The sequence below is a fragment of the Micromonospora deserti genome (assembly GCF_003236335.1).
GTDB classification, from domain to species: Bacteria; Actinomycetota; Actinomycetes; order Mycobacteriales; family Micromonosporaceae; genus Micromonospora; species Micromonospora deserti.
This window is the reverse complement of record NZ_POUB01000059.1, coordinates 1-25,803: the sequence shown is the minus strand read 5'-3', so window position 1 is coordinate 25,803 and position 25,803 is coordinate 1. Positions and strand designations below refer to the sequence as shown.

Sequence of the window (25,803 nt, the reverse complement as noted above, 5' to 3'; positions counted from 1 at the left end):
GGGAGGAGGGTGGGGTCGAGGTTGGCGCAGAGGACGAGGGTGGCCCTCGCGATGAGCGGGGCGAGCAGCCAGTCCACCGGGTCGGGGTGCGCCGCCGTGTCGACCAGCACCCGGTCGTCGGCGGTGAGGCCCAGCTCCGTCGCGCGGGCGGCCGCGCGGGCCACCAGCTCCGCGTCGACCGGCCCGCCCGGGGGGTACGCGGTGAAGTGGTCGCCGTGGGCGCGGACCTCGACCACGTAGTCGGCGAAGCCCGGCGGCACCTCCCGCAGCGGCAGGGCGAACGGGTGCAGCGCCAGCACGTACCGCTCGTCGGCCGGCCAGGCGTCCGCCTCGGCGGCCCGGTCGGCGGCGGCGAACAGCACGTTGACCCGCCCCGGCTCCCGGGTCACGGTCAGCCCGGCCGACCAGCAGCCGAGCAGCACCGCCGCAGTCTGCCAGTGCGGCGGCAGGAGCACCCCGGCGGCGTCACCGGGGCCGACGACCACCTCGTCGACCAGCAGGTTGGCCGTCTTGGCCACCCAGTTCGCCAGCGTCGCGCCGGAGAGTTCGGTCCGCTCGCCGGTGGCGTCGTCGTACCAGGTCAGCAGCGGTCGGGTCGGATCGGTCGCGATCGCGTCGGTGAGGACCCGGGCAATGTTGTCGGCCATCGGCGCGAACGATACGCCTCCGCCGCCCGTACTCGATGTCGATGACAAGTCGGCGTACCGTCGGGTCGCAGTCAGCGTCCGCCCGGGGCCCCGGCGTAGGCTTGCCCCGGAGTGTTGTTCCCCACAGACCCGCCAGTTCAAGGAGTCGCCCCGTGACCGCCGGTCGCCCGCCCCGCGTACTCATCGACGCCACGAGTGTCCCCGCCGACCGTGGCGGCGTCGGTCGATACGTCGACGGCCTGCTCGGCGCCCTCGGCAAGGTGTGCGGGTCGGGGGTGGAGCTGGCCGTGGTCAGCCTCCGCACCGACCTCGAGCGCTACACCCGGATGCTCCCCGGCGCGGAGATCATCCCCGCCCCGGCCGCCGTCGCGCACCGCCCCGCCCGGCTCGCCTGGGAGCAGACCGGCCTGCCGCTGCTCGCCCAGCAGGTCGGCGCGCAGGTGCTGCACTCGCCGTTCTACACCTGCCCACTGCGCGCCGGCTGCCCGGTCACCGTGACCGTGCACGACGCCACCTTCTTCACCGAGCCGGAGCACTACGACAAGTCCCGGCGGACGTTCTTCCGCAGCGCGATCAAGACCTCGCTGCGCCGCGCCGACCGGGTGATCGTGCCGAGCAAGGCCACGCGGGACGAGCTGATCCGGTTGCTGGACGCCGATCCCACCCGGATCGACGTCGCCTACCACGGGGTGGACCACGCCGCCTTCCACGCCCCCAGCGAGGAGGAGAAGGCCCGGGTCCGGGCCCGGCTCGGGCTCGGCGGCAGCAGTTACATCGCTTTCCTCGGGGCCAAGGAGCCGCGCAAGAACGTTCCCAACCTGATCCGCGGCTGGGCCCGGGCGGTGGCCGACCGGGAGAACCCGCCGGCCCTGGTGGTCGCTGGCGGCCAGGGGCACGACGACGACATCGACCGCGCGGTGGCCGAGGTCCCGACACACCTGCGGCTGCTGCGCCCCGGCTACCTGCGCTACGCCGACCTGCCCGGCTTCCTCGGCGGGGCGCTGATCGCCGCCTACCCGTCCTACGGGGAGGGCTTCGGGCTGCCGATCCTGGAGGCGATGGCGTGCGCCGCCCCGGTGCTCACCACGCCCCGGCTCTCGCTGCCCGAGGTGGGTGGCGACGCGGTCGCGTACACCAGCGAGGCGCCGGACCAGATCGCCGCCGACCTGGTCGCCCTGCTCGACGACGAGCAACGCCGGCTGTCCCTGGCCAAGGCCGGGTTCGACCGGGCCAAGGAGTTCACCTGGGAGTCCAGCGCCGAGGTGCACATCGCCGCGTGGTCGCGGGCCCGGTCCTGATCGCGGGGTCCGTCCGGGTGAGTGGGCGTGTCCGCCCGGACGGGTCGGGCATGATGTGCGGGTGATTTACGCCGTCATCCCGGCGGGTGGCAGTGGCACGAGGTTGTGGCCACTGTCCCGTGCCGGCCACCCCAAGTTCCTCCATCCGCTCACCGGCTCCGCCGCCTCGCTGCTACAGGCGACGGTGGAGCGGTTGGGCCCGCTGACCGGCCCCGAGCGGATCCTGGTGGTCACCGGGGCCGCGCATGTCACGGCGGTGGCGCGGCAGCTGGCCGGGCTGCCGGAGGAGAACATCCTGGTCGAACCCTCACCGCGGGACTCCTGCGCGGCGATCGCGCTGGCCGCGGCGGTGATCGCGCAGCGCGACCCGGAGGCGGTGATGGGCTCCTTCGCCGCCGACCACCTGATCGGCGACCCGCAGCGGTGGCGGGAGACGGTCCGGGAGGCGGTACGCGGCGCCGAGCAGGGGCTGCTGATGACCGTCGGCATCACCCCGACCCGCGCGGAGACGGGGTACGGCTACCTGCAGACCGGCGACCCGGTTGGCGGCGGCCCGCTGCGCCCGGTCGCCGAATTCACGGAGAAGCCGAGCGCCGAGGTGGCCGAGGCGTACCTGCGCTCGGGGCGCCACCTCTGGAACGCCAGCATGTTCGTCTGGCGGGTGGAGGTCTTCCTCGCCGAGCTGGCCCGGCAGCAGCCCGCGCTGCACGCCGGGATCACCGCGATCGCCGCCGCGTGGGGCACCGAGGAGCAGGACGACGTGCTCGGCACCGTCTGGCCGTCGCTGCCGAAGATCTCTGTGGACTACGCGGTGATGGAGGGGGCGGCGACCGCCGGGCGGGTGGCGACCGTACCCGGCGACTTCGGCTGGAACGACGTCGGTGACTTCCACACCCTGGGTGAGGTGCTCCCCGCCGGCCCCGACGGGAACGTCGTGCTGGGTGGCGACGCCAAGCCCGGCGTGCTGCTGCGGGACAGCAGCGGCCTGGTGGTGGTGCCGCACTCCGGCCGGCTGGTGGCCACCGTCGGGGTGCACGACATGATCGTGGTCGACACCCCCGACGCGCTGCTGGTCTGCCCCCGCGACCGGGCGCAGGACGTCAAGAAGATCGTCGACGAGCTCAAGGAACGGGGCGAAGAGGGGCTCGTCTGAGCGCGGCCAGGGCCGGTGCGACCAGCTGAACGGTCCCGCCGGCCAGCGGCTCCGGCAGCCGGTGCGGCGGGAACCAGCCCAGCGCCGCGGATTCGTCGCTGACCCGTTCCACCGCGCCGGGCGCGGCGAGCACGGCGAAGCGCACGTCGTGGTGCAGCGAACCGCCCTGGCAGCTCACCGGGTGGATGTCCACGTCGATCGGGACCGGGTCGATGCGCAGCCCGGTGATGCCAGACTCTTCGGTCGCCTCCCGCAGAGCGGCGCCGGCCAGCGTCCGGTCGCCCGGCTCGCAGTGCCCGCCGAGCTGCACCCACTGCCGGAACTTGCCGTGCAGGCAGAGCAGCACCCGGGCGCCGGTGGCGTCGAGCACCAGCGCACTCGCCGTGACGTGCCCGGGACGGTGCCCCCGGCTCATCGCCACCGGCCCGGCCGCCAGCAGGTCCAGAGTGCGGTCCCGGGCCGCGGCGGCGGCCGGGCTGGTCGCCGCCCATTCGGTCAGCACCGCGACCGTGTCAGCGTGCAGGTCGGCGTACGCGGTCAGGTTGTCGTCGGCAGGCACCCGGATACTGTACGAGCGGGCGCTCCGTACCCTGGCCGGGTGACCCTGCGACTGCTCGAATTCGTGGTGGGCGGCAACGAGGCCAGCGACCTGCTGCCGGTCCGCTCGGCGGCGTTGCTGCGCGCCCACGGCGCCCGGCGCGGCTTCTGGACGGTGCTGGACGAGGGGCCGGTGGAGCACTGCCTCGCCCTGTTGCTGGAGCTGACCGACGGCCGGTGGACCGCCCACCACGTGACCGCCGACGCCGGGGCGGAGAACGGCCGCACCGAGGACGGCGAGGCGCTCGCCCACCACGACGGCTGGGTGTACGTGTTCGGGTCCCACTTCGGGTCCAAAGGCGGCCCGCTGCGCCCACGCCGCGCCTTCGTGGCCCGGTTCCGGGAGGACGACGCGGCCGGCGGCCCACTGCCGGTGCAGGTGGTGCGCAACCGGTTCCGGCTGCACCGGGCGGTGAACGACGCGCTGCTCAAGGCGGCGTTCACCCCGTTGCCGCCCGGTGACCGGGTGCGCGCCCGCTTCATCGGGGAGACCGTGGCCCGGGGCACCGCCCGGGCGAAGAGCTGGGTGAGCCGGCTGGTCCCCGAGGACCTTCCGCTGAACGTCGAGGCCGCCGCCTTCACCCCCGCCGGCACCGTCCTGCTCGGGCTGCGGTTCCCGGTGACCACCGACGGCGAGCCGATCCTGGTCGAGCTGGCCGGGGTGGCGGGCATGTTCGGTCGCGAGCGGCGCTGGCCGGTGGCGCTCGGCGCGTACGCCCTGACGGGGGTGACCCCGCCGGGCGCGCTGGCCGGTCTCCGGGCGATCGCACCCACCCCCGACGGCGGGTACGCGGCGGTCGTCGGCTCGATCGACGCGCTGGGCAAGGGGTCGGTGCTGCTCGACGACCATCCTGCGGGCGGCGATGTCACCTCGCGGCACGTCCGGTTCCGGCTGCCCGCCGACGGGCACCTGGTCCCCGGTGAGGTGGTGGCCGACCTGACCCCGTTCCACCACGTGGAAGGGTTGGCCGAGCTGGACGGTCGGTGCTACTACGTCACGGACGAGGATCACCGGGTTGCGCTCTGGGTCGGCTGAGCGGGGCACCGCCGCCGGCGGGAACGACCGGACGGCACCTCTGCGGAGCAAGGGCCGCAGACCCTCGTGGTGCCGTCCGGTCGCCGGTCCTCCCCGGCCCCGGTGCCTGGGCGCCGAGCGCGTGGGTGACGCTCGGGCCCCGTCTCGGGCAGAGGAAGCATGCCCAACCCACCCTGGAAGCGTCGAGGTTTTTCAGCTCACGCTTAAAGGTGGAGATTACTGCCGCCCAGGTAGAGTTCGAACGGCCGCCCGGCAACCCCGGCCCGCGGCAGGGAGCGCTCCATGCTGAAGATCTACTTTTCCGGCGAGGACATCCTCCGGACCCGGGTAGCACCCGCCGCCGACCCGGTGTGGGAACTGGTCCTGAGCCTGCACCTGTTGCAGGGCAGGAGCCGCGACCCGCTGATGTCGACCTGGCGCCGCAGCGTGGCCCGCCGGCTCAGCCGGGACACCGGCTCCGACCAGCTCCGGCTCCTCTTCGCGTTGAACCCGCCCCGCGGCTACTTCCCCGACTTCCTCACCCCGTACGAGAGCGTGGCCGGCTTCGAGGCCGGGCTGGAGGCAGTCCGCGGCACACCCGCCCCGCTGCTCCAGCGCGACCTCTCGGTGCTCGCCAGCGGCAACCCCCTGCCCTCCTCCGCGTCGGCGCTGGCCCGGGGGGAGCCGGAGGCGCTGCGCCACCTGACCGACGCGATGGAGCAGTACCGGTCCCTGGCGATCAGCCCGTACTGGCCGCGGATCCAGGCCGCCGTGGACGCCGACCGCAACCGACGCGCCCGAGCCCTGCTCGACGGCGGGGTGGAAGGGCTGCTGAACAGCCTGCGACCGGCGATGCGCTGGGAGTCGGGCGTGCTTGAGGTCCGCGACTATCCGGACAGCCGGGAGCTGCACCTGGACGGGCGCGGGCTGCTGCTCGTGCCGTCGTTCTTCTGCGCGCGTACCCCGGTCGCCCTGCTCGACCCGGCGCTGCCCCCGGTCCTGGTCTACCCGGTGGACCGGCTGGGCGGCCTGGTCGCCGCGCCCGGCGAGGGCGCCGGCCCGGCGGCGCCCGGCGCCGGACGAGACGCCCTCGCCGCGCTGCTCGGCCGCACCCGGGCCGCGGTGCTGGCAGTCAGCGATGACGGCTGCACCACCGGTGAGGTGGCCCGCCGGCTGCACATCTCACCGGCCGCCGCCAGCCAGCACGCCACCGTGCTCCGCAACGCCGGCCTGCTGGTCAGCCACCGCGACCTGGAGCGCGGGTGCTCGTACTGCTGATCCTCCACCTCGCGGCGGCCGTCGTCGCGCCGCTGCTGGTCCGGCGGTGGGGTCCGCGCGCCTGCTACGCCCTGGCGTCCGCGCCGGCCGCCGCGTTCGGCTGGGCGCTGGCACGTACCCCCGCCGTGCACGACGGCGGGGCGGTGGCCGAGACGTACCCGTGGATCCGGCAGCTCGGGTTCGACCTGGCGCTGCGGCTGACCACCCTGTCCTGGCTGATGACGCTACTGGTCGGCGGCGTCGGCGCGCTGGTGCTGGTCTACAGCGCCAGGTACTTCGGCCCCGGTTCGCTCGGGTTGGCCCGGTACGCCGGGGTGCTGGTGGCCTTCGCCGGGGCGATGCTCGGTCTGGTCTTCGCCGACGACCTGCTGCTGCTCTACGTCTGCTGGGAACTCACCACGATCTTCTCGTTCCTGCTGATCGGGCACAGCACCGAGCGGCGTTCCAGCCGCTGGGCGGCCGCCCAGGCGCTGACCGTCACCACGTTCGGTGGGCTCGCCATGCTGGTCGGGTTCATCATGCTCGGCGAGCACGCCGGCAGCTACCGCTGGTCGGCGCTCGCCGCCGGCCCGCTGCCCGGCGGGGCGTACCTGGTCACGGCGGTGGTGCTGATCCTGGTCGGAGCCCTGTCCAAGTCGGCGGTGCTGCCGTTCAGTTCCTGGCTGCCGGTGGCCATGGCGGCGCCCACTCCGGTCAGCGCGTACCTGCACGCGGCGGCGATGGTGAAGGCCGGCGTCTACCTGATCGGGCTGCTCGGCCCGGTGCTGGCCACCGTCGGCCCGTGGCGCCCGGTGGCGGTGATCGCCGGCACGGCCACCATGCTGCTCGGTGGCTGGGCGGCGCTGCGGCAGACCGACCTGAAGCTGCTGCTGGCGTACGGCACGGTCAGCCAGCTCGGCCTGCTGGTGGTGGTGGTCGGAGCGGGCACCCCGGACGCCGCCCTGGCCGGTGTCGCGATGCTGCTCGCGCACGCCCTGTTCAAGGCCGCGCTCTTCCTCGTCGTCGGGATCGTCGACCACGGCGCCGGCACCCGGGACCTGCGGCAACTGTCCGGGCTGGGACGACGCGCACCGCTGCTGGCCGCTGTCGCGGTGCTCGCCGCGGCGTCGATGGCCGGGCTGCCCCCGCTGGTGGGTTTCGTCGCCAAGGAGGCGGTGCTGGCCGCGTTCACCGACCGGCCGGTGGTGCTCGCCGCGCTGGTGGCCGGCACCGCGCTGACCGTCGCCTACAGTGCCCGGTTCGTCTGGGGCGCGTTCGCCACCCGACCGGCCGTGCCGCCGACCACCGTCGGACCGGTCGCCGTGTCGATGCTCGCCCCGCCCGCCGTGCTGGCCGGTGTCGGGCTGGCCGCCGGCCCGGCCGCCGGTGCCCTGGACGGCCTGCTCCGCCCGTACGCCGAGCTCTTCGGCGTGGTCGGCAAGGACCTGGCGCTCTGGCACGGCCTCACCCCCGCGCTCGGCCTCTCCGCGCTGACCGTGGCCGCCGGCGCCGCGCTGCACGCGCTGCGCGGCCCGCTCGCCCCGGCGCTGGCCCGGCTGCGCGCGCCGGTCGGCGCCAACCAGGGGTACGAGTGGGTGACCCGCCGCTTCGACCGGCTCGCCGTCGAGATCACCGGCGCCACCCAGCGGGGCTCGCTGCCGCAGTACCTCGGCACCATCCTGGTCGCGCTGGCGGTGCTGCCCGGCGGGGCGTTGCTGCTCAGCCGCCCCTGGGAGAGACGGATCGCCCTCTGGGACACCCCGTTGCAGCCGGTGGTGGTGACCGTGGTCACGGTCGCGGCGGTGCTCGCGGTCGGCGCCCGCCGGCGGCTCACCGCGATGCTCCTGGTCGGGGTGACCGGGTACGGCGCGGCCATGCTCTTCGTGCTCTACGGCGCGCCGGACCTGGCGCTGACCCAGTTCCTCGTCGAGACGGCCACCATCGCCGTCTTCGTGCTGGTGCTGCGCCGGCTCCCGCAACACTTCTCGACCCGTCCGCTGCCCCGTAGCCGCTGGGCCCGCCGGGCGATCGGCGTGACGGTGGGGGTGGTGACGGCCGGGCTGGCGCTGACCGCCGCGAGCGCCCGGCGGGCACCCACCATCGCCGACGCCTTGCCGCAGCTGGCGGTGACGCAGGGGCACGGGCGCAACGTGGTCAACGTGACCCTGGTCGACATCCGGGCCTGGGACACGATGGGGGAGCTCGCGGTGCTGGTGGTGGCGGCGACCGGGGTGGCCAGCCTGATCTTCCAGCGGTCCCGTACCGAACCGCGGCCGCGCCGACCGGAACCGGCCGGCCGGCCGCACCGGCCGGGGCGGCCGGTCTGGCTGCGCGGCGGGATCACGCTGCACGAGCGGCGGCGTTCGATCGTGCTGGAGGTGGTCACCCGGCTGCTCTTCCACACCGTGGTGGTCCTCTCCCTGTTCCTGCTCTTCTCCGGGCACAACGCGCCGGGTGGCGGCTTCGCCGGCGGCCTGGTGGCGAGCCTGGCGCTGGCGGTGCGCTACCTGGCCGGCGGCCGGTACGAGTTGGCCGAGGCAGCCCCGATCGGTGCGGGCACGGTGCTCGGTGCGGGCCTCGCCGTCTCGGTCGGCGGCGGCGTGATCGCGCTGGCGGCCGGCGGGTCGGTGCTGCAGAGCGCCCGGATCGACCTGTGGCTGCCGGTGATCGGCGAGTTCTACCTGGTCACGTCCCTCTTCTTCGACGTCGGCGTCTACCTGGTCGTGGTCGGGCTGGTGCTGGACATCCTGCGCAGCCTCGGCGCCGAGGTGGACCGGCACGTCGAGGCGGCCGGCGGCACGGACGGCGGGCTGGTCGCCGACCGGGAGGGGGACCGAACATGAGGCAGGCCGGGGCGGGGCCGACCCTGGTGCTGGTCGTCGGCGTCGGGGTGCTCGTCGGCTGCGGGGTGACCCTGGTGCTGGAGCGCAACCTGACCCGGGTCCTGCTCGGCGTCATCCTGCTCGGCAACGGCGTCAACCTGCTCATCCTGCTCGGCGGCCGGTCCGGCACCGCGCCGGTGGTCGGCACCGCGCCGGCCGGCACGTGGAGCGACGCGCTGCCGCAGGCCATGGTGCTCACCGCGATCGTGATCACCTTCGGGCTGACCGCGTTCGTGCTGGCGGTCAGCTACCGCAGCTGGTATCTGACCGGCGACGACGAGGTGCCGGACGACATCGAGGACCGGCAGGTCGTGCGACAGGCCGAGCGCAACGAGGTGGTCGCCGCCGACCGCGGCGGCGAGGGCCCGGACATCGACCCGGAGCAGGTCGACCCGGGGCCGGCGCGGCGGCGCCCAACCCGGCCCGGGGACGGTCCGGGATGAGCGGGTACGGGACCGCCCGGTGAGCCGGCTGCTGCCGCTGCCCGTGGTGGTGCCGCTGCTGGGCGCCGCGCTGGCCCTGATCCTGGCCCGGCGTTCGCGACTGCAACGCACCATCAGCGTGACCTGCCTCGGCGTCACCCTGGCGGTGGCGGTGGCGCTGCTGGTGCACGCCTACCGGCACGGGCCGGTGGTGGTGCAGGTGGGCGGCTGGCCGGCACCGGTGGGGATCGTGCTGATCGCGGACCAGCTCGCCGCGCTGATGCTGGTGGTCTCCTCGGCGGTGACCCTCTGCGTGCTGCTGTACTCCATCGGCCAGGGGCAGGGGGAGGCCGGCGAGACCCCGCCGGTGACCATCTTCCACCCGACCTACCTGGTGCTGACCGCCGGCGTGACCAACGCCTTCCTCGCCGGGGACCTGTTCAACCTCTTCGTCGGCTTCGAGATCCTGCTGTCCGCGAGCTTCGTGCTGATCACGCTGGGCGGCACCGAGGCCCGGATCCGCACCGGTTCCACGTACGTGATGGTCAACGTCCTGACGTCGATGATCTTCCTGGCCGCGGTGGGCCTGGTGTACGCGGCCACCGGCACGCTCAACATGGCGCAGCTCGCCCAGCGGCTGGACGAGCTGCCCGACGGCGTACGGCTGGGCCTGGAGCTGATGCTGCTGCTCGCCTTCGGGATCAAGGCGGCGGTCTTCCCGCTGTCGGCCTGGCTGCCGGACAGCTACCCGACCGCCCCGGCGCCGGTCACCGCGGTCTTCGCCGGCCTGCTCACCAAAGTGGGTGTCTACGCGATCATCCGGACCGAGACGCTGCTCTTCCCCGACGGGCAGGTGTCCGGGCTGCTGCTGATGGTGGCCGGGGCGACCATGGTGGTCGGCATCCTCGGCGCGGTGGCCCAGTCCGACATGAAGCGGCTGTTCTCGTTCACGCTGGTCAGCCACATCGGCTACATGATCTTCGGGGTGGGGCTGAGCACCGCGGCCGGCCTCTCCGGTGCGATCTTCTACGTGGTGCACCACATCACCATCCAGACCACGCTCTTCCTGGTGGCCGGCCTGGTCGAGGTGCGGGCCGGCAGCACCGACCTGCGCCGCATCGGCGGGCTGGCGAGGGTGACGCCGCTGCTCGCGGTGCTCTTCTTCGTGTCGGCGATGAACCTCGCCGGGGTGCCGCCGTTCTCCGGCTTCCTGGGCAAGGTCGGCCTGCTCCAGGCCGGGGTGGCGGCCGGCGGGCCGCTGCCCGGGGCGCTGGTCGCAGCCGGCGCGCTGACCAGCCTGCTCACCCTCTACGTGGCCTCGCGGGTGTGGACCATCGCCTTCTGGCGGGTGCCCCGGCTGGCCACCGCCGAGCCGGCCGTCCGGCTGCCCGCACTGATGGTCGGCGCCACTGTCGCCCTGGTCGCCCTCGGCCTGGTGCTGACCGTGGTCGCCGGGCCGCTGTTCGAGGTCACCGCCGACGCGGCGGCCGACCTGCGCCAGCGCACCCCGTACGTCCGTGCCGTGCTGCCAGGCGGCACCCCGTGAACCGGGACCGGCGGGCGGCCGGTGCGCAGGCCGTGAACCCGGACCCGGGAGCCCGCAGCCGGGCCGGCCGCTGGCGGGACCAGCTGATCGCGTTCGGCTGGCTGGTGCTGGTCTGGAACCTGCTCTGGGGTGAGTTCTCCTGGGGCAACCTGGTGGGCGGGCTGCTGGTGGCGGCGGCGGTGCTGGTGTTCTTCCCGCTGCCGCCGGTCACCTTCGTCGGCCGGCTGCGGCCCTGGGCGCTGCTGGTCTTCGCGCTTCATTTCGCCGGGGAGCTGGTCACCGCCAGTGCGCACGTCGCCTCGATCGCGGTGCGGCCGGGCTACCGGCCCCGGGACGCGATCATCGGGGTGCGGCTGCGGGTGCGCAGTGACCTCAACCTGGCGCTCACCGCCGAGGTGCTCTCGCTGGTGCCCGGCACGCTGATCATCGAGGTGGACCGGGAAGCCGGTGTGCTCTACGTGCACGTGCTCGACGTCCGGGGCCCCGGCGACCTGGCCGCCAGCCGGGAGCGGGTCCTCGCCGTCGAGCGGCGGATCGTCCGGGCAATCGGCTCCGCGGCGGAGCTGCGCCGGGTGCAGACCGATACTGTCGAGAAAGGACCCTGACGTGACCATGTTCCTCGCCGTCGTCCTCACCGGGCTGTTCTCGGTGACCGCGCTGCTCGCGCTGATCCGGCTCTACCGGGGCCCGTCCCTGCTCGACCGGGTGGTCGCCGCCGACATGCTGCTCGCCACCATGATCGGCGCGGTGGGGGCGGAGGCCGCGGTGAACCGGCACGCCACCACGCTGCCGGTGCTGCTGGTGCTCTCCGTGCTGGGCTTCGTCGGCGCGGTGTCGCTGGTCCGCTTCGTCGTGCGGGAGTCCTGATGCTCGGCGCGATCGCCGACTGGCTCGGCGCGGCCTGCCTGGTGGGGGGCGCGCTGCTGAGCCTGGCGGCCGGGATCGGGGTGCTGCGCTTCCCCGACGTGCTGGCCCGGATGCACGCCGGCACCAAGCCGCAGGTGCTCGGGGTGCTGCTCCTGCTGGTCGGCGTGGCGCTGCGCCTGCGCACCCCGGCCGACCTCGGCATGGTCGCCCTGGTCGGGGTCTTCCAGCTGGCCACCGCGCCGGTGGCCGCCCAGATGATCGGTCGCGCGGCCTACCGCACCGGACGGGTGGACCCGGACCTGCTCGACGTCGACGAGCTGGCCGAACGCTGACCCAGACCGGCCCGGCCGCGACGTCGCCCGGCGGTCGCGGCCCGCGTCCCAATTCGGGGAATGCGGCGATTCTGCGTCTCGGGTATTGCCGCGCACCGGCGCCCGCGACACCCTTCGCAATGACAGTCATCGATCGATGGCCGTCCGCCCGGTCGCCGCCCACCCGGCGGGACCGGACCCACCGCTTTGGTGGTTCCCGCCCCGGCACCGGCGTCGGCGCCGGACATCCCGCTGACGGGCGTCAAGGCCCACCTGGCGCAGTTCCAGTCGATCGCCACCGCCAACGGCGGGAACCGGGCGCACGGCCGGCCCGGCTACCTCGCCTCGGTCAACTACGTGAAGGGCCAGCTCGACGCGGTCGGGTTCACCACCGCGGTGCAGTCGTTCACCTACAACGGCGCCACCGGCTACAACCTGATCGCCGACTGGCCGGGCGGTGACCCGGACGCGGTGGTGATGACCGGCGCCCACCTGGACAGCGTCTCCGCCGGCCCCGGCATCAACGACAACGGCTCCGGCTCGGCGGCCGTCCTGGAGGTGGCGCTCGCGGTGGCCCGCAGCGGGTTCGCCCCCGCGAGGCACCTGCGTTTCGCCTGGTGGGGCGCGGAGGAGCTGGGGCTGCGCGGCTCCCGGCACTACGTGAACAACCTCCCCGCGAGCGAGCGTATGAAGATCAAGCAGTACCTGAACTTCGACATGGTCGGCTCGCCCAACGCCGGCTACTTCGTCTACGACGGGGACAACTCCGACGGCGTGGGCGCCGGCCCCGGCCCGGCCGGCTCGGCACAGATCGAGCAGACCATCCAGGCGTACTTCGCCTCGATCGGGGTGCCCACCCGGGGCACCGACTTCGACGGCCGCAGCGACTACGGGCCGTTCATCAGCATCGGCATCGCAGCCGGCGGCACCTTCACCGGCGCCGAGGGCATCAAGTCCAGCGCCCAGGCCGCGCTCTGGGGCGGCACCGCCGGCCGGGCGTTCGACCCGTGCTACCACCGCTCCTGCGACACCAGCGCCAACATCGACGACACCGCGCTGGACCGCAACGCCGACGCCGTCGCGTACACCGTCTGGGCGCTGGCCGGGGCGACCACGCCACCAGGCAGCACGGTCTTCAGCGACACCTTCGAGACCGCGACCGGGTGGATCGCGAACCCGGCCGGCACCGACACCGCCACCCTGGGTCGGTGGGAGCGCGGCGACCCGGCGGCCACCAGCAGTTCGGGCGTGACCACGCAGCTCGGCACGACGGTCAGCGGCAGCTACGACCTGGTCACCGGGGCCCTGGCGGGCGGCAGCGCCGGGGCGTACGACCTCGACGGCGGGGTGAGCAGCATTCAGTCGCCGGCGATCACGCTGCCGTCGACCGGCACGCTGACCCTCTCCCTCTCCTGGTACCTGGCCCACCTGACCAACGCCGGCAGCGCCGACTACCTGCGGGTACGGGTGGTCGGCGCCAGCACCGTCACGGTGCTGACCGTCACCGGGGCGGCGACCAACCGGGCCGCGGCCTGGCAGGGGGCCCAGGCGGACATCTCGGCCCTGCGGGGACAGACCGTCCGGATCCTCGTCGATGCCGCGGACGCCGGTACGGCGAGCCTGGTCGAGGCCGCGGTCGACGACGTGAAGATCACCCAGAGCTGATCGGTCAGCGGGCCCCCGGCCGGTACGTCGGGCGATCCGGGGGCCCTTCCGGACACCGTCAGCGGGCGTGCGGCGAGCGCGGATAAAATGGCGGGCATGATCGACTCTTCTGCCCAGGAGGGCAGCAGTAGCCGGCCGGGGCGTGCCCGGCTTCCCCTGACCCCGACGACCCGGGAGCCCTGAGCGACCCGTGTTGATAGTCGTCGGTCTGCTCCTCATCATCGTGCTCACCGCCGCCACCGGTTACTTCGTGGCCCAGGAGTTCGGTTACGTCGCCGTGGACCGAGGCAAGCTCAAGCAGCTCGCCGATGACGGCGACCGGTCCGCCGCCCGGGCCCTGGAGGTGACCGGGCGGCTGTCGTTCATGCTCTCCGGCGCCCAACTCGGCATCACCGTGACCGCGCTGCTAGTCGGTTACGTCGCCGAGCCGTTCCTCGGCGCCGGGCTGGCCGACCTACTCGGCCTGGCCGGCGTCTCCACCGCGCTCAGCCTGCCGCTGTCGGTCGCGCTGGCCCTGGTCATCGCCACCGTGGTGCAGATGGTCCTCGGTGAGCTGGCGCCGAAGAACCTTGCCATCGCCCGCGCCGAGCCGCTCGCCCGGGCGCTGGCCCGCTCCACCCTGATCTACCTGAAGGTCGCCGGCCCGGTGATCAGGCTCTTCGACCGGGCCGCCGTGCGCCTGCTGCGTCGGGTCGGCATCGAGCCGATTGAGGAGCTGCCCAGCGGCGCCACCCCGGAGGACCTGGAACAGATCATCGCCGAGTCCCGGCAGGAGGGTCGCCTCACCCCGGAGATGTCCACCCTGCTCGACCGAGGGCTCGACTTCCGCGAGCTGACCGCCGGGGAGGCCATGGTGCCCCGGGTCGACGTGCACACCGTACGGGCGCACGAACCGGTCAGCCGGGTGGTCGAGCTGCTGGACACCGGCCACTCCCGCTTTCCGGTGCGCGGTGCCGAGGGGGTCGACGACCTGATCGGCGTGGTCGGCATCGCCGACGTGCTCGGGGTGCCGCCGGAGCAGCGCGCCACCACCCCGGTCAGCGTGGTGGCCGTACCGCCGCTGCTGGTGCCCGAGACGCTGCCGCTGCCGACGGTGCTGGACCGGCTGCGCTCCGGGCACCGGCAGCTCGCCTGCGTGGTCGACGAGTACGGCGGCTTCGCCGGCGTGATCACGCTGGAGGACATCGCCGAGGAGCTGGTCGGCCCGATCCGCGACGAGGGCGACCCGCCGGAGCGGGCTCCCGCCCGGCAGGACGACGGCTCCTGGGTGGTGCCGGCCCGCTGGCGGATCGACGAGGTCGCCGACAGCACCGGCATCGCGCTGCCCGAGGCCCCCGAGTACGACACCCTCTCCGGCCTGGTCATGCGGGAGCTGGGGCGGGTGCCCGAGGTCGGTGACCGGCTGGAGATCAGCCTGCCCGCCGACGGTGAGGACGGCGCGGTCGAGCCGCGGGCCCTGCTGGAGGTGCTCGCCGTCGACCGGCACGTCGCCGACTCGGTCCGGCTGCGGATCGCCCTACCCGGCGAGGTGACCGCGTGAGCCCCGGGATCGCCCTCTTCACGTCGGCGATCCTGCTGGCGTTGAACGGCTTCTTCGTGGCCGCCGAGTTCGCCCTGGTGGCCAGCAAGCGCTACCGGTTGGAGCAGGTGGCCGCCGGTGGTGGCCGGGCGGCCCGGGCCGCGCTGGACGGCGTCCGGGAGCTGTCGCTGATGCTGGCCGGCGCCCAGCTCGGTATCACCCTGTGCACGCTGGGCCTGGGTGCGCTCGCCGAACCGGCGATCGAACACCTGCTCAGCCCGTTGCTGCACGCGGTCGGCCTGCCCGACGCGGCGAGCCACGCCGTCGCGCTGGTCTTCGCGCTCAGCCTGGTCACCTTCCTGCACCTGGTGGTGGGCGAGATGGCGCCCAAGTCCTGGGCCATCACCGACGCGGAGCGCTCGGCGACGCTGCTGGCGTTGCCGTTCCGCGGCTTCGCCCGGGTCGCCCGGCCGGTGCTGTCGGTGCTGAACGCACTGGCCAACGCCATCCTCCGGCTACTCAAGGTCAACCCGCAGGACCAACTCGCCCAGGTGCACGGCCCGGACGAGCTGCGCATGCTGCTGGAGCAGTCCCGCGAGCACGGTCTGCTCGGCGCGGAGCAGCACGAGATGCTGACCAGCATGCTGGAGTTGCAGGGCACCACGGTGGCCCAGGTGATGGAGCCGTTCGACCGGATGGTGACGGTCCGCCGCGACGACGACGCCAGCCGGATCGAGCAGGTCAGCCGGGACAGTGGCCGCTCCCGGCTGGCCGTGCTGGATCCGGCCGGGAACGTCTGCGGCCTGGTCCACGTCCGGGAGGCCGTACGGGCGGTGGCCACCCGGCCGGCGGCCACCGCCGGGGAGCTGATGACCACCGCCTTCACGCTGCCGGCCACCGCCTCGGTGACCGACGCGGTGGCCGCGATGCGGGCCCGGCAGACGCAACTGGCGCTGGTCCGCAACGGCGGCGGCCCGGCCCGGCCGATCGGGTTCGTGGCGCTGGAGGACCTGCTGGAGGAGGTCATCGGCGAGTTCGACGACGAGACGGATCCGATCCCGCGGGCGGCCCGCCGCCTGAGGTAGGAGTGACGAGGTGCGGTTGACGGGGGTGTCGCCGGAGTCGGGCTGGACGGGCCTGACGGTGCACACCTCGCTGGCCAACCCCAGCACCCGTCCGGGGCTGCGCCTGCCCGGGCGGGTGACGGTCACCGCCGGCGCGGTGGACGTGCCGGTGGGGCACGTCCGGCTCGGCCTGGTCACCACGGTCGAGCCGGACGACCCGGAGTCACCCCGCCGGCTAGTGCAGTTCCACCAGGCCCCGGCGGCCGGCGGTTTCGTGCTGCGGGCCGGGCGGGCCCGGTCGATCCCGTTCGAGTTCCCGCTGCCCTGGGAGACCCCGGTGACCATCTTCGGCGGGGTGCCGCTGCTCAACCTGCGGATGGGGCTGCGGACCGAGGTGGCCGTCGACCCGCTGCTCGACCAGGGGGCGATGGTGCCGGTCTTCGTGCACCCGCTGCCCACCCAGGCGCACATCCTGGCCGCGCTCGACGAACTGGGGTTCAGACTGCGACAGGCCGGCCTGGTCGACGGCCGGCTGCCGGGGGTGGAGCAGGGCCTGCCGCTGCACCAGCGGTTCGGCTACTGGGTGGCGCCGCTGTACGCCGGCCCGATCACCGAGCTGGAGTTGATCTTTGTGGCCAACTCCGCCGGGCTGGAGGTGATCCTCTGGCTGGACCGGCGGCTGTCCCTGGCCGGGATCACCCACCAGAGCATCAGCCGGTTCCGCGTCTGGCACACCGGCGCCGACCAGCGGGACTGGATCGCCACGGTGGACGCCTGGCTGCGTGCGGCGATCAACCGGCACGCCGCCGCCGCGGCGCACGCGGACTGGTCGGCGACCATCACCGAGTCGGCGCACGTCAGCCGGCCACCGGACGAGCCGATCCACCCCGGCTTCGGCCTCGGCGGCACGGCCGGGAGTGCCGGCATCGGCGGTGGCGGGGACGGCACCTGACCATCACCGCCGGCCGGGACCCGGGGACGCGGGCTCGGCGAGCGGCGGGTCAGCCGCTGGCGGTGGCGAGCTTGACGCTGAAGCCGAGGAAGAGTGCGCCGACGCCGGTGGTGGCGCCGGCGGCGAGGCGGCGGCGTTGCCGGAACTGCGCGGCCAGGAACGTGCCCGCGAAGATCAACGCGGTGAGGTAGAGCGCGCTGGTCAGCTGGGCGATCAGCCCGAGCGCCAGGAACGACAGCACTGGCCAGGCATACCCCGGGTCGACGAACTGGATGAAGAACGAGATGAAGAAGAGGATCGCCTTGGGGTTGAGCAGGCTGATCACCAGTGCCTTGCGGAACGGGCTGCGCATGGCCGCCGGCTCCGCGGCGTCGATCAGCCGCGGCGCGGCCGGGTCGTTGCGGTCGCGCCAGCGCCGCCAGGCGCCGCGCAGCATGGTCAGCCCCACATAACCCAGGTACGCGGCGCCGGCGTACTTGATCAGCATGAAGAGCGGGGGGTACGCCTTCAACAGTGAGGCCACTCCGGCGGCGGAGAGGAGCATCAGCACGCCGTCGCCGACGAAGACCCCACCGGCCGCGCGGTAGCCGGCCGCGACGCCCCGCCGGGCGGCGGTGGAGAGCACGAAGAGCGAGTTGGGCCCGGGCAGCAGGATGATCGCCACGGTGCCCAGCACGTACGTCCAGATGTCGGTGATACCCAGCACGCCCGCCATCATCACGCCGCCGGTGCCGTCCGGCGAAGCCTTTCCCGCAGCCCGACCTGTGCCTTTGGCCACTCGTCGACGGTCATCGCGTACTGCACGGTGTCCCGCCACGAGCCGTCGGGGCGCCGCCGGTGCATCCGCAGCACCCCCTCCCGGGTCGCGCCGAGCCGCTCGATGGCCCGCTGCGAGCGCTCGTTGCGGATGTCGGTGTGCCACACCACGCGGACCGCGCCCAGCTCCTCGAAGGCCCGGTTGAGCAGCAGCAGCTTCGCCTCGGTGTTGATCGCGGTCCGCCACCAGGGCCGGCCGAGGAAGGTGTGCCCGATCGCCACCGAGCGCCGCTCCGGGTCCACCTCGTAGTACGAGGTGGTGCCGACCACCGCGCCGGTCACCGCGCAGCGCTGTACCCAGGGCACCCGCTCGCCGCGGTGCCGCTCGGCGAGTGCGCCCTCGACCACGTTGCGCATGGCCGCGCTGTCGGCCGGCAGCGGCCGGGTCAGGTACCGCCACACCTCCTCCTCGGCGGTGGCCGCGTACAGCTCGTCGGCGTGTGCCAGGTCCAGCGGTTCCAGCAGCACGTGCCCGCCGCGCAGCACCGCCGGTTCGTGCCAGGGCGACCGGTCGGGGCGCAGGTACGCCGGGACCGGCACGCGCACCCCCGCGTCCGGCTGGGGCGGCCCGACGGTGAGGCGCAGCGGCACCACCCCCGCCCAGTGCGGCAGGTCGAGGTCGGCCTCCTCCTCGCGGACGGCGCCGGTGCGGGCGCGGAGTGAGACCTCGCGCAGCGGCAGGGCCAGCACGGCGGTCTCGGCCAGTTCGCGCCGGTTCGGCGGGCGGCTGTCGGCGCTGCGGCCGGTGCCAACCTTCTCCACCAGGGCGGTCAGCACCTCGGCCTTCTCCCGTTCGTCGGTGACCAGGTGGGCGGTGCCGTGGGCGACCACCGAGCGGTAGTTGGCGCTGTGGTGGAACTGCGAGCGGGCGTAGACCAGGGCGTCGAGGAGGGTGACCGCGACGCAGACCGGCAGCCCGTCGCGCCGGGCGGCGAGCAGCGGCCGGCTGCCGGTGGAGCCGTGCAGGTAGAGGGTGTCGCCGACGCGGACGTGCAGGGTGGGCAGCACCCGCGGCTCCCCGGCCACGGTGAACCCGAGTGCGCAGTGGTACGCCTCGTCCAGCACCGCGTGCACCGCGGCGCGGTCGTAGCTCATCCGGTCCCGGGTGCGGGTGGCGGTGGTCCGTCCGGTCGGTGCGTACATGATCCCTCCTTTGTTCTAGTACAATCCTTGATTTGTGTCAGCACGTTATCAGTTCGCCGGTACGACGGCCGTCGAGATTTCGGCCAGCATCGAATCGGGAATCCGCGCCGCCGCCCTGCCGCCCGGCGCGCCCCTGCCGGCGGTCCGGCCGCTCGCCGCCCAGCTCGGGGTCAGCCCGGCCACCGTCGCCCGGGCCTACCAGGAGCTGCGCCAACGCGGGCTGATCGTCACCGCCGGCCGGCACGGCACGCGGGTCCGCCCCCGGCCACCGGTGGCGGCCCGCCGCTCCGCGCTGCGCCCGTCCGCCGCCCCCGGGCTGCGGGACCTGTCCCGGGGCGAGCCGGACCCGCAGCTGCTGCCGCCGCTCGGCCCGTACCTGGCCGCGCTCGCCGCGGACGCCGGCCCGCCGGTCGGCTACTCCGCCGCCGGGGTGCTGCCCGAGCTGGCCGAAGCGGCCCGCGACCGGCTGACCGCCGACGGGGTGCCGGCCGGCGAGCTGACCCTCACCGGGGGCGCGCTGGACGGCATCGAACGCCTGCTCGGCGCCCACCTGCGACCGGGCGACGCGGTGGCCGTGGAGGATCCGGGCTGGGCCAACCTGCTCGACCTGGTCGCCGCGCTCGGGCTGCGGCCGATCGGCGTACTGGTTGACGACGACGGGCCGCTGGTCGCCGGCGTCGCCGCCGCCCTCGCCGCCGGGGCCCGGGCGCTGATCGTGACCAGCCGGGCGCAGAACCCCACCGGCGCGGCGGTCACCGCCGACCGGGCGGCCGGGCTGCGCACCCTGCTCGCCGGCCGGTCCGACCTGCTGCTGATCGAGGACGACCACGCCGCCGAGCTGGCCCGCGTACCGCTGCACCCGCTCGCCGGGGCGACCCCGACGTGGGCCTTCGTCCGCTCGGTGAGCAAGCCCTTCGGGCCCGACCTGCGGCTGGCCGTGCTGGTCGGTGACGAGACCACGGTGGCCCGGGTGGCCGGCCGGGCCCGGGTCGGCGCCGGATGGGTGTCCACCGTGCTGCAACGGCTGGTGCTCGCGCTGTGGCGCGAGCCGGCCGTGGCCGAACTGGTGGACCGGGCGGCCGGCAGCTACGAGCATCGGCGTACCGCGCTGGTGGACGCGCTCGCCGGGCGCGGCCTCCCCGCTCACGGTCGCAGCGGCATCAACGTCTGGCTGCCCGTCGCCGACGAGACCAGCGCGCTGACCGCCCTACGTGACGCCGGCTGGTCGGTCGCGCCCGGCTCGCTCTACCGGATCGCCGGCCCGCCCGGCCTGCGGATCACGGTCAGCCCGCTCGCCGACGCCGACGTCGGGCCGCTGGCCGATGCCCTGGCCCGCGCCGTCCGCCCCATCCCGCCCCCGGGCTTCACCGCCTGATCCGCCGCCCGTCCGCCGGACCCCCGTCCTAGGCGGCGGCGAGCCGGGCCCGGTCGGTTCAGCGGGCGCCGCCAACGGACGCGGTATGACCGCCGTCCGGCGCCGCGCCGGAATCGGGGTGACCGGTGTCCGGCGGAACCGGGGTGACCGGCGTTCGGGGTGAGGGTCCGGCGGAACCGGCGTGAGCGGCGCCCAGGCGGGTAAGCGCGGCGCCGGAGGTGAGCGGCCAATGGCCAGGTCGGGGTCGAGAAGAGGCGTCTGGATCGCCGTCGCGGTGGCGGTGATCGTGCTCGTGATCGTGCTGATCGCGCTGATGAACGGGGGCGGTGACGGCGGCGGCGGGTATTGAGCGGCGGCGGCCCGGCGCGGACGCCGTGCCCGGCGAGCTGCCCCGAACGGGTATATAACAGTCGGCATGGCCGAACAGACCGAAACCGCACCGGGCGCGCAGCAGTTCATCCCGCCGCAGGCCGACACCCTGGACGAGCTGCGCGTGGCCGCGGCCGGCTGCCGCGGCTGCGAGCTCTACCGGGACGCCTCGCAGACCGTCTTCGGCCGGGGCGACGCCCGTGCCCGGGTGGTCTTCGTCGGCGAGCAGCCCGGCGACATGGAGGACCAGAAGGGCCTGCCGTTCGTCGGCCCCGCCGGCCGGCTGTTGCGCCGGGCGGTCGACGACGCCGGGCTCGACCCGGGGCACATCTACCTGACCAACGCCGTGAAGCACTTCCGGTTCGAGTTGCGCGGCAAGCGGCGCATCCACCAGACCCCGGACCGGGTACACATCACCGCCTGCCGGCCCTGGTTGGTCGCCGAGTTCGCCCAGCTGCGCCCGGAGATCGTGGTGGTGCTCGGCGCCACCGCGGCGAAGGCGCTGCTCGGCCCCACCTTCCGGGTTACCCGGCAGCGCGGGGAGCTGCTGCCCTGGCCGGCGTCCGCCCAGCACCCGGAGGACTTCCAGCGGGTGCCGGTGGACTCCGAGGGCACCGTCGCCGACGCCCCGCCCGCCCGGCTGCTGGCCACCATCCACCCGTCCGCGGTGCTCCGCGCCGACGACCAGGACAAGGCGTACGAGGGACTGGTCGGTGACCTCACCGTCGCCGCCCGCGCCCTGGCCCGCCGACGGTGAGCGGTGCCACACTGGCCGCCATGGAGCAGCACCTCTACGAGCGGGACCACGACGAGTTCCGTGACCTGTGCCGCGAGTTCCTGGCCCGCGAGGCGGTGCCGCACCACGAGCGCTGGGAGGCTGACGGGATCGTCGACCGCGCGGTGTGGCGCAAGGCCGGGGCGGCCGGGCTGCTCGGCGTGGACGTCGACCCGGAGTACGGCGGCGGCGGGCAGCGGGACTTCCGGTTCAACGCGGTACTGGTCGAGGAGATCGTCGCCGCCGGCTGCTCCGGTCTCGGCTTCGGCCTGCACAACGACGTGGTGGCCCCGTACCTCACCGAGCTGACCACGGACGACCAGCGCAAGCGCTGGCTGCCCGGCTTCTGCTCCGGCGACCTGGTGACCGCGATCGCGATGAGCGAGCCCGGCGCCGGCTCCGACCTGGCCGGGGTGCGCACCAGCGCCGTCCGCGACGGCGACGGCTGGGTGCTCAACGGCCAGAAGACGTTCATCACCAACGGTGAGATGGCCGACCTGGTCGTGGTGGTCGCCCGGACCGCCGACCAGGGCGCGCACGGGGTGAGCCTGATCGCGGTGGAGACCGGCACGCCGGGATTCACCCGCGGCCGCCGGCTGGCCAAGGTCGGGCTGAAGGCCAACGACACCGCCGAGCTCTTCTTCGACGACTGCCGGGTGCCGGCGGAGAACCTGATCGGCACCGAGAACCACGGCTTCTACCACCTGATGGCCAACCTGCCCCGGGAGCGGTTGGGCATCGCGGTCGCCGCGGTGGCCGCCGCCGAGAAGCTGCTCGCCCTCACCGTCGACTACGCCCGGTCCCGGCAGGCCTTCGGCCGCCCGATCGGCTCCTTCCAGCACAACCGGTTCGTCCTGGCCGAGCTGGACACCGAGGTGACCATCGCGCGCACCTTCGTCAACCACTGCGTCGCCGAGTTCAACGCCGGCCGGCTCTCGGTGACCGACGCCGCCAAGGCGAAGTGGTGGACCACCGAGCTGCAGAACAGGGTCGCCGACCGCTGCGTGCAGCTGCACGGCGGCTACGGCTACATGCTCGAGTACCCGGTGGCCAGGGCGTGGCTGGACGGCCGGGTGCAGACCATCTACGGCGGCACCACCGAGATCATGAAGGAGATCATCGGCCGCGGACTCGGCCTGTAGCCGGAACCGGGTGCCGCCACGCGGGGCGGCTGCGCAAGGATGGGCAGCGCCCGCACTCCTTACCGCACCCAGGAGCCGCCGATGACCACGGATCTGACCGCGCCGGTCGCCGCCCCCGACGTCGCGCCGATCCAGCGGCGGACCCTGCGGCTGCTCTTCGGCACCCAGATCATCGGCGGGATCGGCGTCACCATCGGCATCGCGGTGGGTGCGCTGCTCGCCGCCCGGGTCGCCGGCACCGCGGTGGCCGGCCTGGCGCAGAGCGCCGCGGTGGTCGGCGGGGCGTTGCTGGCGGTCCCGATCACCCGGATCATGAACGGGCACGGACGCCGGCCGGGGCTCGCCGTCGCCTACCTGGCCGGCGCGGTCGGCGCCGTGCTGGTGGTGCTCGCCACGGTCACCCGCTTCGTGCCGCTGCTCTTCCTCGGCATGCTCTTCTTCGGTGGCGGCACGGCGGCCAACCTCCAGGCCCGCTACGCCGCGGTGGACCTCGCCGAGCCGGCCCGCCGGGGCCGCCAGCTCTCGCTGATCGTCTGGGCCACCACCATCGGCGCGGTGGCCGCTCCGAACTTCGCCGCGCTCGCCGACCACACCACCAGCGGCTGGGGCCTACCGCCGCTGGCCGGCCCGTTCGCGTTCAGCGCCGCCGCGTTCGTGCTCGCCGCCGGCGTACTTCTGGCGCTGCTGCGGCCCGACCCGCTGCTCACCGCGCGCCGGCTGGCGGCGGCCGACGGCCCGGTCGCCATCCCCGCGCCGGCCGTCACCCCGCCGGCCGGGGCCGTCACCCCGCCGGCCGGGGCCGTCACCCCGCTGGCCGGGGCCGTCACTCCGTCGGCCCGGACCGCCCGGCGCGGCGCCGGGATGCGGGCCGCCTGGCAGGTGGTACGCGGTCGCCCGGCCGCCCGGCTCGGCATCGCGGCGGTGGCGGTGGGCCACGTGGTGATGGTGGCGGTGATGTCGATGACCCCGGTGCGGCTCGGCGAGTCGCACGGTGACGCCGACGTGCTGCGGGTGGTGGGCATCGTGCTGAGCCTGCACATCGCCGGCATGTACGCGCTGTCCCCGCTGGTGGGCTGGCTCACCGACCGGCTCGGCCGGCGGGCGGTCATCCTCACCGGCGTCGGGCTGCTGCTCGCCGCGTGCGCGGTCGCCGGCACGGCCGGGCACCACACGCCCCGGCTCTCGATCGGCCTGGTCCTGCTCGGGCTGGGCTGGTCCGGCACCATGGTGGCCGGCTCCACACTGCTGTCGGATTCGGTGCCGGCGGCCGTCCGCCCGAGCGTGCAGGGGTTCTCCGACCTGGTCATGGGGCTGGCCGGCGCCGGGGCCGCCGCGGTCAGCGGGTTTGTCATGCGGGCCGCCGGCTATCCGGTGCTCACCCTGCTCGCGGCGATCGCGGTGGTGCCGCTGGTGGCGCTAGCGTTGCGGGCGGTGCCGGCGGGTGCACCGGACGAGGAGGACTGATCACGTGCGGCTGACCGACTTCTGGGCGCGGCTGGAGGAGGCGTTCGGGCCCGCGTACGCGGCCAGCATCGCCCGCGACCAGGTGCTGTCCCAGCTCGGTGGGCGGACCATCGAGCAGGCCCTCGCGTCGGGTGTGGAGACGCACGTGGTGTGGCGGGCCGTCGTCGCCGCCTACCCCGAACGGGTGCCCGCGCGACTACGTTGAGCAGCTGTTTCGCTGCCTCCGCGTGTCGCTTGCCGAGTCGTACATCTGTTCGGCTATTGTCCACAGCGGGGTGCTCGTCCACAGCTCACGGCCTCCTCGGCTGGTTTTCTGTCGGACCCAGCGCCTAGCGTGTCCGCGTGACGCGAAGCTCAGGAAAGACGCCGGCGAAGGCAGGGGTGGCAACGATGGCGGCAGGGCCTGACCGGGAGAAGGCACTCGACCTTGCTCTCGCTCAGATCGACAAGCAATTCGGCAAGGGTTCGGTGATGCGGCTGGGGGAGCGGCCGGTCATCCAGACCGCGGTGATCCCGACCGGGTCCATCGCGCTCGACGTGGCGCTCGGCGTGGGCGGCCTGCCCCGCGGCCGGGTCGTCGAGATCTACGGTCCGGAGTCCAGCGGTAAGACCACGGTGGCGCTGCACGCGGTGGCCAACGCCCAGCGGGCGGGTGGCATCGCCGGCTTCATCGACGCCGAGCACGCGCTCGACCCGGAGTACGCGAAGGCCCTCGGCGTCGACACCGATGCCCTGCTGGTCTCCCAGCCGGACACCGGCGAGCAGGCGCTGGAGATCGCGGACATGCTGGTCCGCTCCGGTGCGCTCGACATCATCGTGATCGACTCGGTGGCCGCGCTGGTGCCGCGGGCCGAGATCGAGGGCGAGATGGGCGACAGTCACGTGGGTCTGCAGGCCCGGCTGATGAGCCAGGCGCTGCGTAAGATCACCGGTGTGCTGAACAACACCGGCACCACCGCGATCTTCATCAACCAGCTCCGCGAGAAGATCGGCGTGATGTTCGGAAGTCCCGAGACCACCACCGGTGGTCGGGCCCTGAAGTTCTACGCCTCGGTCCGGCTCGACGTGCGTCGCATCGAGAGCCTCAAGGACGGCACCGACGTGGTCGGTAACCGCACCCGGGTCAAGGTCGTGAAGAACAAGGTCGCCGCACCGTTCAAGCAGGCCGAGTTCGACATCATGTACGGCAAGGGCATCTCCCGCGAGGGCTCGCTGATCGACGTCGGCGTCGAGCAGGCGATCATCCGCAAGTCCGGCGCCTGGTACACCTACGACGGTGACCAGCTGGGCCAGGGCAAGGAGAAGGCCCGCGAGTTCCTCCGGGAGAACCCGGACGTAGCCGCCGAGATCGAAAAGAAGATCCTCGAGAAGCTCGGCGTCGGGATCGGCGCCGGCGACGCCGCCGGTGGCCCGGAGCTGCCGCCGGTCGACTTCTGATCCTGAGCCGTGGCAGGACGAGGTGCCCGTACGGGGCGGGGCTGGGACGCCAGCCCGCCCCGCACGGGTGACGCCAGCAACCCGCCC

At 74.0% G+C, this 25,803-nt stretch carries 25 protein-coding genes; 21 read left to right on the top strand and 4 right to left on the bottom strand.

Annotated elements, in window-relative coordinates; all coding sequences use genetic code 11:
• Positions 1 to 647: TIGR03089 family protein (locus C1I99_RS11535; protein WP_111134208.1), on the bottom strand; the 647-nt coding region annotated here is incomplete at its 3' end.
• Between the two features lie 152 nt (positions 648 to 799).
• Between C1I99_RS11535 and C1I99_RS11530 the strand changes: the two genes are divergently transcribed.
• Both C1I99_RS11530 and C1I99_RS11525 read left to right on the top strand, forming a co-directional pair.
• Positions 800 to 1,945, top strand: a complete 1,146-nt coding sequence (locus C1I99_RS11530) for a glycosyltransferase family 4 protein (protein ID WP_111134207.1) — start codon at positions 800 to 802, stop codon at positions 1,943 to 1,945.
• A 61-nt stretch (positions 1,946 to 2,006) separates the two neighbouring features.
• Positions 2,007 to 3,098 carry a mannose-1-phosphate guanylyltransferase gene (locus C1I99_RS11525; RefSeq protein ID WP_111134210.1) on the top strand — a complete coding sequence of 364 codons (1,092 nt, stop codon included), beginning with the start codon at positions 2,007 to 2,009 and terminating at the stop codon, positions 3,096 to 3,098.
• On the opposite strand, the gene C1I99_RS11520 is transcribed toward C1I99_RS11525, so the two are convergent.
• The gene (locus tag C1I99_RS11520) at positions 3,067 to 3,663 is read right to left on the bottom strand and encodes an NUDIX hydrolase (protein ID WP_111134211.1); all 597 of its coding nucleotides are present in this window, start codon (positions 3,661 to 3,663) and stop codon (positions 3,067 to 3,069) included. The two genes, C1I99_RS11525 and C1I99_RS11520, sit on opposite strands and share 32 nt — an antisense overlap.
• A 33-nt stretch (positions 3,664 to 3,696) precedes the next feature.
• Between C1I99_RS11520 and C1I99_RS11515 the strand changes: the two genes are divergently transcribed.
• The 12 genes from C1I99_RS11515 to C1I99_RS11460 all read left to right on the top strand — a co-directional run bounded on the left by C1I99_RS11515 (position 3,697) and on the right by C1I99_RS11460 (position 17,195).
• Complete coding sequence (locus C1I99_RS11515) at positions 3,697 to 4,731, top strand: hypothetical protein (protein WP_111134206.1); 1,035 nt, start codon at positions 3,697 to 3,699, stop codon at positions 4,729 to 4,731.
• Positions 4,732 to 5,013: 282 nt separating this feature from the next.
• Entirely contained in the window at positions 5,014 to 5,988 is a 975-nt protein-coding gene (locus C1I99_RS11510; protein ID WP_111134205.1) for an ArsR/SmtB family transcription factor, read from the top strand.
• Positions 5,973 to 8,810 (top strand): Na+/H+ antiporter subunit A, encoded by a 2,838-nt coding sequence (locus C1I99_RS11505; RefSeq protein ID WP_111134204.1) that lies wholly within the window; start codon positions 5,973 to 5,975, stop codon positions 8,808 to 8,810. The genes C1I99_RS11510 and C1I99_RS11505 overlap by 16 nt, the downstream gene beginning before the upstream one ends.
• Positions 8,807 to 9,292: a Na(+)/H(+) antiporter subunit C gene (locus tag C1I99_RS11500; protein ID WP_111134203.1), complete on the top strand. Its 486-nt coding sequence runs from the start codon at positions 8,807 to 8,809 to the stop codon at positions 9,290 to 9,292. Before C1I99_RS11505 ends, C1I99_RS11500 begins: the two co-directional genes overlap by 4 nt.
• Positions 9,293 to 9,311: 19 nt before the next feature.
• Positions 9,312 to 10,817, top strand: coding sequence for a Na+/H+ antiporter subunit D (locus C1I99_RS11495; RefSeq protein ID WP_111134202.1), 1,506 nt, complete (start codon positions 9,312 to 9,314; stop codon positions 10,815 to 10,817).
• A 32-nt stretch (positions 10,818 to 10,849) separates the two neighbouring features.
• Positions 10,850 to 11,422, top strand: coding sequence for a Na+/H+ antiporter subunit E (locus C1I99_RS11490; protein WP_199562089.1), 573 nt, complete (start codon positions 10,850 to 10,852; stop codon positions 11,420 to 11,422).
• Between the two features lie 7 nt (positions 11,423 to 11,429).
• Positions 11,430 to 11,684 carry an MrpF/PhaF family protein gene (locus tag C1I99_RS11485; RefSeq protein WP_438941404.1) on the top strand — a complete coding sequence of 85 codons (255 nt, stop codon included), beginning with the start codon at positions 11,430 to 11,432 and terminating at the stop codon, positions 11,682 to 11,684.
• Positions 11,684 to 12,016 carry a monovalent cation/H(+) antiporter subunit G gene (gene mnhG, locus C1I99_RS11480; protein WP_111134199.1) on the top strand — a complete coding sequence of 111 codons (333 nt, stop codon included), beginning with the start codon at positions 11,684 to 11,686 and terminating at the stop codon, positions 12,014 to 12,016. The genes C1I99_RS11485 and mnhG overlap by 1 nt, the downstream gene beginning before the upstream one ends.
• Positions 12,017 to 12,148: 132 nt before the next feature.
• Positions 12,149 to 13,660 (top strand): M28 family metallopeptidase, encoded by a 1,512-nt coding sequence (locus C1I99_RS11475; protein ID WP_111134198.1) that lies wholly within the window; start codon positions 12,149 to 12,151, stop codon positions 13,658 to 13,660.
• Positions 13,661 to 13,850: 190 nt separating this feature from the next.
• A complete protein-coding gene (locus tag C1I99_RS11470) occupies positions 13,851 to 15,200 on the top strand; it encodes a hemolysin family protein (protein WP_111134197.1) in 1,350 nt (449 codons plus the stop codon).
• Complete coding sequence (locus C1I99_RS11465; protein ID WP_111134196.1) at positions 15,197 to 16,264, top strand: hemolysin family protein; 1,068 nt, start codon at positions 15,197 to 15,199, stop codon at positions 16,262 to 16,264. Before C1I99_RS11470 ends, C1I99_RS11465 begins: the two co-directional genes overlap by 4 nt.
• A gap of 10 nt (positions 16,265 to 16,274) precedes the next feature.
• Entirely contained in the window at positions 16,275 to 17,195 is a 921-nt protein-coding gene (locus C1I99_RS11460; RefSeq protein ID WP_111134195.1) for a sporulation protein, read from the top strand.
• A gap of 49 nt (positions 17,196 to 17,244) precedes the next feature.
• On the opposite strand, the gene leuE is transcribed toward C1I99_RS11460, so the two are convergent.
• Together leuE and C1I99_RS11450 are read right to left on the bottom strand one after the other, a co-directional pair.
• Positions 17,245 to 17,913, bottom strand: coding sequence for a leucine efflux protein LeuE (gene leuE / locus C1I99_RS11455; RefSeq protein ID WP_111134194.1), 669 nt, complete (start codon positions 17,911 to 17,913; stop codon positions 17,245 to 17,247).
• Positions 17,913 to 19,154 (bottom strand): bifunctional pyridoxamine 5'-phosphate oxidase family protein/GNAT family N-acetyltransferase, encoded by a 1,242-nt coding sequence (locus tag C1I99_RS11450; RefSeq protein WP_111134193.1) that lies wholly within the window; start codon positions 19,152 to 19,154, stop codon positions 17,913 to 17,915. Before C1I99_RS11450 ends, leuE begins: the two co-directional genes overlap by 1 nt.
• A gap of 34 nt (positions 19,155 to 19,188) precedes the next feature.
• On the opposite strand from C1I99_RS11450, the gene C1I99_RS11445 reads away from it, so the two are divergent.
• From C1I99_RS11445 to recA, 7 genes are all read left to right on the top strand, one after another.
• Positions 19,189 to 20,529 carry an aminotransferase class I/II-fold pyridoxal phosphate-dependent enzyme gene (locus C1I99_RS11445; RefSeq protein ID WP_111134192.1) on the top strand — a complete coding sequence of 447 codons (1,341 nt, stop codon included), beginning with the start codon at positions 19,189 to 19,191 and terminating at the stop codon, positions 20,527 to 20,529.
• 181 nt (positions 20,530 to 20,710) lie between these two features.
• Positions 20,711 to 20,878, top strand: coding sequence for a hypothetical protein (locus tag C1I99_RS32715; protein ID WP_158554045.1), 168 nt, complete (start codon positions 20,711 to 20,713; stop codon positions 20,876 to 20,878).
• 66 nt (positions 20,879 to 20,944) lie between these two features.
• Complete coding sequence (locus C1I99_RS11440; RefSeq protein ID WP_111134191.1) at positions 20,945 to 21,655, top strand: UdgX family uracil-DNA binding protein; 711 nt, start codon at positions 20,945 to 20,947, stop codon at positions 21,653 to 21,655.
• A 20-nt stretch (positions 21,656 to 21,675) separates the two neighbouring features.
• A complete protein-coding gene (locus C1I99_RS11435; RefSeq protein ID WP_111134209.1) occupies positions 21,676 to 22,815 on the top strand; it encodes an acyl-CoA dehydrogenase family protein in 1,140 nt (379 codons plus the stop codon).
• Between the two features lie 81 nt (positions 22,816 to 22,896).
• Positions 22,897 to 24,279, top strand: coding sequence for an MFS transporter (locus C1I99_RS11430; protein WP_199562088.1), 1,383 nt, complete (start codon positions 22,897 to 22,899; stop codon positions 24,277 to 24,279).
• Between the two features lie 4 nt (positions 24,280 to 24,283).
• Positions 24,284 to 24,484: a DUF3046 domain-containing protein gene (locus tag C1I99_RS11425; protein WP_111134189.1), complete on the top strand. Its 201-nt coding sequence runs from the start codon at positions 24,284 to 24,286 to the stop codon at positions 24,482 to 24,484.
• A 185-nt stretch (positions 24,485 to 24,669) separates the two neighbouring features.
• A complete protein-coding gene (gene recA, locus C1I99_RS11420; RefSeq protein WP_111134188.1) occupies positions 24,670 to 25,716 on the top strand; it encodes a recombinase RecA in 1,047 nt (348 codons plus the stop codon).
• Positions 25,717 to 25,803: the final 87 nt, after the last annotated feature.

Excerpts from the sequence above, each read along its gene's own strand:
- C1I99_RS11510 (WP_111134205.1), top strand. The coding sequence starts at position 5,014 with ATGCTGAAGATCTACTTTTCCGGCGAGGACATCCTCCGGACCCGGGTA.
- C1I99_RS11500 (WP_111134203.1), top strand. The coding sequence starts at position 8,807 with ATGAGGCAGGCCGGGGCGGGGCCGACCCTGGTGCTGGTCGTCGGCGTC.
- C1I99_RS11485 (WP_438941404.1), top strand. The coding sequence starts at position 11,430 with ATGTTCCTCGCCGTCGTCCTCACCGGGCTGTTCTCGGTGACCGCGCTG.
- mnhG (WP_111134199.1), top strand. The coding sequence starts at position 11,684 with ATGCTCGGCGCGATCGCCGACTGGCTCGGCGCGGCCTGCCTGGTGGGG.
- leuE (WP_111134194.1), bottom strand. The coding sequence starts at position 17,913 with ATGATGGCGGGCGTGCTGGGTATCACCGACATCTGGACGTACGTGCTG.
- C1I99_RS11450 (WP_111134193.1), bottom strand. The coding sequence starts at position 19,154 with ATGTACGCACCGACCGGACGGACCACCGCCACCCGCACCCGGGACCGG.
- C1I99_RS11440 (WP_111134191.1), top strand. The coding sequence starts at position 20,945 with ATGGCCGAACAGACCGAAACCGCACCGGGCGCGCAGCAGTTCATCCCG.
- C1I99_RS11435 (WP_111134209.1), top strand. The coding sequence starts at position 21,676 with ATGGAGCAGCACCTCTACGAGCGGGACCACGACGAGTTCCGTGACCTG.
- C1I99_RS11430 (WP_199562088.1), top strand. The coding sequence starts at position 22,897 with ATGACCACGGATCTGACCGCGCCGGTCGCCGCCCCCGACGTCGCGCCG.
- recA (WP_111134188.1), top strand. The coding sequence starts at position 24,670 with ATGGCGGCAGGGCCTGACCGGGAGAAGGCACTCGACCTTGCTCTCGCT.